At 27.2% G+C, this 6,021-nt stretch carries 7 protein-coding genes; all 7 read right to left on the bottom strand.

Annotation, left to right across the window (positions count from 1 at the left end; genetic code table 11):
• Nucleotides 1-274: hypothetical protein (locus G507_RS0109495; RefSeq protein WP_026717260.1), on the bottom strand; the 274-nt coding region annotated here is incomplete at its 3' end.
• An 818-nt stretch (nucleotides 275-1,092) separates the two neighbouring features.
• Nucleotides 1,093-1,602, bottom strand: coding sequence for a hypothetical protein (locus tag G507_RS0109485; protein WP_026717259.1), 510 nt, complete (start codon nucleotides 1,600-1,602; stop codon nucleotides 1,093-1,095).
• A gap of 933 nt (nucleotides 1,603-2,535) precedes the next feature.
• Nucleotides 2,536-3,093 carry a hypothetical protein gene (locus G507_RS0109475; protein ID WP_026717258.1) on the bottom strand — a complete coding sequence of 186 codons (558 nt, stop codon included), beginning with the start codon at nucleotides 3,091-3,093 and terminating at the stop codon, nucleotides 2,536-2,538.
• A 233-nt stretch (nucleotides 3,094-3,326) separates the two neighbouring features.
• The gene (locus G507_RS0109470) at nucleotides 3,327-3,890 is read right to left on the bottom strand and encodes a hypothetical protein (RefSeq protein WP_026717257.1); all 564 of its coding nucleotides are present in this window, start codon (nucleotides 3,888-3,890) and stop codon (nucleotides 3,327-3,329) included.
• A 165-nt stretch (nucleotides 3,891-4,055) separates the two neighbouring features.
• Entirely contained in the window at nucleotides 4,056-4,775 is a 720-nt protein-coding gene (locus G507_RS17370) for a hypothetical protein (RefSeq protein WP_051191590.1), read from the bottom strand.
• Nucleotides 4,776-4,943: 168 nt separating this feature from the next.
• A complete protein-coding gene (locus G507_RS0109460) occupies nucleotides 4,944-5,522 on the bottom strand; it encodes a hypothetical protein (RefSeq protein ID WP_026717256.1) in 579 nt (192 codons plus the stop codon).
• 211 nt (nucleotides 5,523-5,733) lie between these two features.
• A partial coding sequence (locus G507_RS17775) for a hypothetical protein (RefSeq protein WP_035666026.1) occupies nucleotides 5,734-6,021 on the bottom strand: 288 nt, incomplete at its 5' end.

The following is a 6,021-nucleotide window of genomic DNA, read 5'->3' as shown; positions in this document are numbered from 1 at the left end:
TAAAAGGTCCCCATTCTTCGGATTTAATAAACTTTCCAAGTACTAAAAAAGTTTCATCAAATGTGATTTTATAAGCATTATTATCTTTGTCAACTTTTTCAAAATGATTTATTTCCATTTTTTGATTACTATTTAAATCAGAATGAGTAATCATTAGACCACAAAATTCATTGTCAGAATATCCTTCGAAGTAAATTATGTAATGATAACCTTTTGTTAGTTTTCTATTTGTAGCTTCTAAAATATTCCCTTTACTAAAATTATTTGAATTCATTATGATTTTCGTTTTTTTGGTAAACTAACCGCTAACGGTTCGCGGCTTTATTTCAGTTTTGCTGATTGATAACCAAGCCTTAACAAATATAGACAAATTTTAGATTAAAAAAATTCAAAAATAGAAAAAACCAAGCCTGCAAAATTGAATAAAACCGTTGTTGTGGTTTCGTAGTAACTTTAATTCAAATTGCGTCAATTCAGAATGAATTTATGTATTTTGAATTTAAAGAATCAACACAAAGAATTTCTACAAAGAAATTACGCAAAACAATTCACGCAAAACAATTCACGCAAAATATTCACACAAGCTTTTCAAAAAAACTTGATGTTATGTTTTTAAAATGATTTTGATGAAAAAATGATTTTCAGAATATTTGCGTTAGAAACTAAATTTTTAATGATTTAATGTTTTGATTATTTTTTTGAATTTTCGCAAAACAATTAACGCAAACTTTTCGACAAAGTTCAGTTTTAAGTTTTCACATTAAACACAAAATATTCGTAAAATAATTTTCGGCAAAGTTCAGCAATTGCAAAATATTCAAGTAAGTTTTTCTGCAAAGTAAAGACGCAAAACTTTCAAGATTTCAAACACAAAGTTTTATTAAATCCAGGTTGAAATTTGCAATAAATATTCATTTGAAAACGAATTTTCCAACTATGAACCACAACGTTTAGTGGCTTTGTAAAGTGGCTTTGATTAGACACAGACCAACACAAATATAGACAAATTTTCGATTCATAGAGGTTTTTCCGAAGGAAAAACCAAGCCCAAGCCATTTTATAAAACCATTGTTAGCAATAGTGCTTTATCGTTTAGCTTTTAACTAAATTTTGCTTCTGATTTTCAATTTTTTCATTAAAATATTTATAAAAGAAAACAAACAAACCAATTGTTAGAAAAAAACTACCTGATATTAAAAAATAAATAAAAAGATTAGATGAAAAATAAAAACTAGGAGATAAATATTTTTTCACATGGTAAATGCCAAAAAAATCAAATTGATCTGAAATTAAACTTAAGACAAGAATAATAACACTATTCCAAATAGACCATTTTCTCCTTAATGAAATTAATATTGAAATAATAAAAGCAACAAGTATTGCAATACTACTTGAAAAAGCAAACATAGTATTAGAAATCCAAATATCCATTACTGTAACACCATATTCTTCCATGTTTTTAAAAACGTTTTCTACACCATATTCTAATGTAAGATTATAAACTTTAACATTATAAAATGCAGAAAAGAATTGAAATGAAAATATGAAAAAGCTAGTAGCTATTAGATGCAAAATAATCTGTAAATAATTGATTTTTTTCATTGTTTTCTCATTTTTCGGGGCATTATTGCTAACGGTTCGCGGCTTTATTTCAGTTTTGCTGATTAATAACCAAGCCTTAACAAATATAGACAAATTTTAGATAAAAAAAATTCCAAAATAGAAAAAAACCAAGCCTGCAAAATTGAATAAAACCGTTGTTGTGGTTTCGTAGTAACTTTAATTCAACTTGCGTCAATTCAGAATGAATTTATGTATGTTGAATTTAAAGAATCAACACAAAGATTTTCCACAAAGAAATTCACGCAAAATATTCACACAAACTTTTCGACTAAGTTCAGTTTTTTGTTTTTAAAATGATTTTGATGAAAAAATGATTTTCAGAATCTTTACGTTAAAAACTAAATTTTTAATGATTTAATGTTTTGATGATTTTAATAAATTTTCGCAACACAATTCACGTAAACTTTTCGACAAAGTTCAGTTTTAAGTTTTCACATTAAACACAAAATATTCGCAAAATAATTTTCGGCATAGTTCAGAAATCGCAAAATATTCAAGTAAGATTTTCTACAAAAAATTGACGCAAAACTTTCAAGATTTCAAACACAAAGTTTTATTAAATCTAGGTTGAAATTTGCAATAAATATTCATTTGAAAACGAATTTTCCAACTATGAACCACAACGGTTCACAGCTTGTGGCAGTTGCGGGCAAATATACCAAATATTTTGGTTCAGCACTAATCAATTTAATTACAAAAGCGACTTTCAGTTTTACCGAAAGCCGCAATTGCTACAAACTGTTGTTGTACCTTGTCTTTTATTTATTCTTTTCCAAAAATTCTTTAGGTGTCAATTCGGTTGCATCCTTTTTTTTCGTCATATCATTATAATAAAAAATCGAAACGCCTATAAATAAAATCGTAATGACGATAATGACTAATTTTTTTGTTCTCATATTTATTTTATTTTAGTTATCCACAAATTTTACAAATATCTGCTTGTAAACAATTATAATAAGAATTGATTTGAGAGTCATTTCCAGTTGGCATACCTGAACAAGCCAAGCTAAAGAAAAATTGAACATTTTCCCAAAAAGAACAAGCTCCGGTATAAATTGTACCATCTAAATTTCTTGTGCATGCACTGCCATCATGAGTACCTAAAGCTCTATTTTCCTCATTTATTAATATTTGAACATATTCTTTTACCTTTTCTTCACCATACTTTGAATAAAGTGTATTGAAAATTTCATTTATTAAATCTTTTTGTTCAACAAGTTTTGCGAAATCTTTCTCGTCAGCTGCTGTTTTCCAATCTTTCATTTCTTGTTCAAGATTACTATTTTCAACATCTGCTTCAAATTCTAATACTATTGGATTAGTCACTTCTCTCAGAAACATTTGTTCGTTTAGAGTTTTAGAAGAATTATCTTTAGTCTCTAAATCATTATTACAAGAAATCATTATTAAAACTAAGATAAATAATGAAGATGATAATGTTATCAGATTTTTTTTTGTTTTTTTAATCATTTTTTTAAATTTAATTATTAATGTTATTTTTATTTCATTTCTTCATAACGGATGGTTAGTCCTTTTTAACCGTTCATTCTTTTAAGATAAGGTACAACGGTTCTCGGCTAGCGAAAGTGGTTTGAATTAATCACTGACCACAACAAATATAGAATAAAATTGCGAATCATAGAGGTTTTTCCGAAGGAAAAACCAAGCCTTAAACCATTTTTGCTAACCGGTGTTGTGCACAGTTAAAACCCTCTTAATACTCTTTGTTGATTTTTTGGACTAGGTTTAAAAGCCTTTTCCATATCGTGTAAATTATATAAACCTTCTTTAGTTGTATTCTCTAATTCGAATCTTAAATTTGATAATTTTTCATAATATTGTTTTCCAATTTCAATAATTTCATCTTCTTTTTTTCCATAAGATTTGTTATTTATGTTGAAGAAAAAATCATTCAAATTTTCCAAACTTTTTGTGGTTTTTTGATCAATCCACAAACTTTTATTTACAGCCATAAATAAGTTTTTCTGATAATCTACAAGTTTGATTTCTCCTTCAGTAAATATAAAGTGATATGGCTTTCCGTCATCACCTAAAACTACCGTTTTTAATATTGATAATTGAATTTCAATGTGTTCATAAGCAATTAATCTTTTCTTTAAAATTTCTTTATAATAATCGTTTTTGAAATCTAACTTCTTAAGTCTAATTGATATTCTGTATGAAATTAGTGCAGATATTATACCAGCAAAAATAGAGCTTGCTAAAATTAACTTTATGTTTTCAAGTAAAAACTCTATTGTTTCCATGCGTTTTTCATTAATTGTGCACAACGTTTTGCGGCTAGCGAAAGCCACAAAGATTTAAGACTAACCACAACAAATATAGAACAAATATTGGAAAATCCGACAGGATTTTCAAGAAGTTGACCAAGCGTTTGTGGTTTTTGCTAACCGTTGTTGGCAGTAGTATTTTTATTCAGACAATAAGCCTAATTCATTTTTTATGTCTTTTCTTTCAGTTAATTTAGTTGGATTTATACTCCAATTTTCTGCAATTTTCATTACCAAATCTTCATCTGCAAAAATTAAATCTTCTCTATCCCAATAATTTTCATCTTCTGCTTCTTTTGAAAATGAATTAAATAGGTTTAAATCTTTCTCGATTTCGCTTGGATTACCAAAAACTTTAATGTTTTCTCCACTTTCTCCAATATACGCATAAATACGCTCTGTTTTTCCATTTACGGATTTCATCCAATTATGATATTCAACAACACGATGAGTTCCGAAAAATTGAGCTTCTCCAAATTCTAAACTTAATTTATTTAGTAATATTTCAAGTTCTTTAATACTTTCTTTTGAATCACCAGAAATTAATTTCATTCCAACTGCTAAAGTCCATTCTCCAATTTGTGGTGTTATGTAAACTGAATTTTCATAAGCATTTTCTATTCCACTTTTCCAGTTTGATAGTTTAGTATTTTTTAAGTTAAGAATTTTAGCTAATTTTTGTTTATCATTGGTTTTTACTGCAATCCAAACTATTTTATAACCAAAATCAATTGGATTGTCTTTTTCAGTCAAGATTAACTTTGATTTAGGTTTGTATTCTGCTGTAATTCCATTTCGTTTAGCAAACCAAATTGATATAGCAATAAAAGCAATTATTCCAATAATTAATGTTGTTTTCATTTCTTACGTTTAATATTACTGCCAACGGTTATCGGCTTTGCGCAGTGGCTTTGATTTAGCACAGAACTTAACAAATATAAGACAAATATTGGCAAATCCGACAGGATTTTCCAAAATTTGACCAAGCCCAAGCCATTGTGCAAAACCGGTGTTAGAGGCTGTTTTTTTTTATCTTTCGATTTGTTTTTTTACTTCTTCAATTAGTAATTTTCTTTCACTCTCATTTAGACTACTAAAAACTTTTATTGTTGAAAATTTATAATCGAAAAGAATTTCTCCAATTGTAAAATATAAAATTAAACGCTGATTTTCTTTCATTGAATTCATTGTTTCATTATACCATTTTGGTCGATTTTTTAAATAAATTTCATCTTCAAATTTGTCTCTTATATTTTTTATTTCTTTTTTTTCAAAAATTTTGTCTTTAATCCAAAACGAACCAACTTTTGATATTTTTAAGTACTCATTATCAATTGTTAAAATCTCTTTTCCACGAACTAACCACAAAAATTTTCGCAATCCTATGATTCCAAAAATTGGATGAATTACAAAGCCAACAAACAAACCAAAATTAAAGTCAATATTATTATTCAACATAAAAAAACCTGAAAAAATGAAAGGAATCATCATTCCAAAAAACAACAATGAAAAAAAACTATTTCTAGAATTGTTTTCTGCGTAAAACACTCCGTTTTCAGAGTGAAAGCGAAATTTTGCTTTACCAATTCTAAAATTAAAGATATTCATTATCGTTTTAAAATTTAAAGATTTAAGGTTTAAAATTTAATTATACGTTCTTTTGCAGGAAAATAGCCTCTAACGGTTCTCGGCTAGCGAAAGTGGTTTGAATTAATCACTGACCACTACAAATATAGAATAAAATTGCGAATCATAGAGGTTTTTCCGAAGGAAAAACCAAGCCTAAAACCATTTTTGCTAACCGGTGTTGTAGGCTGGTTTATCTATCGATAAGCACTGCATTTAACTTACTAAGTACTTGACTGTTCAATTTTCGAGTTTTGCATTTAAAGTTGTATTTAATAGAATATTCTAACTTATATTCACCGTTCCCATAACTATTATATTCTTTAATTTCACTTATTATGCCATTTTTAGAATATGTAAATAGTAATTTAGTATTGTAGCTTGAAATTATTTCCTTTGTAATTATTCTGTTTTGTGAATCAAAAGTTTCAACTTCTTTTTTTGAGTTTTCTTTTCCATCTCCAAAGTAAGTTTGAAAATT

The organism is Flavobacterium gelidilacus DSM 15343 (assembly GCF_000422685.1).
In the GTDB taxonomy this organism is placed as follows: Bacteria; Bacteroidota; Bacteroidia; order Flavobacteriales; family Flavobacteriaceae; genus Flavobacterium; species Flavobacterium gelidilacus.
The sequence above is the reverse complement of the archived record's forward strand: the minus strand, read 5'-3'. Positions and strand labels throughout refer to the sequence as shown.

Coding starts and splice junctions, on each gene's coding strand:
- G507_RS0109485 (WP_026717259.1), bottom strand. CDS start 1,602: ATGAAAAAAATCAATTATTTACAGATTATTTTGCATCTAATAGCTACT.
- G507_RS0109475 (WP_026717258.1), bottom strand. CDS start 3,093: ATGATTAAAAAAACAAAAAAAAATCTGATAACATTATCATCTTCATTA.
- G507_RS0109470 (WP_026717257.1), bottom strand. CDS start 3,890: ATGGAAACAATAGAGTTTTTACTTGAAAACATAAAGTTAATTTTAGCA.
- G507_RS17370 (WP_051191590.1), bottom strand. CDS start 4,775: ATGAAAACAACATTAATTATTGGAATAATTGCTTTTATTGCTATATCA.
- G507_RS0109460 (WP_026717256.1), bottom strand. CDS start 5,522: ATGAATATCTTTAATTTTAGAATTGGTAAAGCAAAATTTCGCTTTCAC.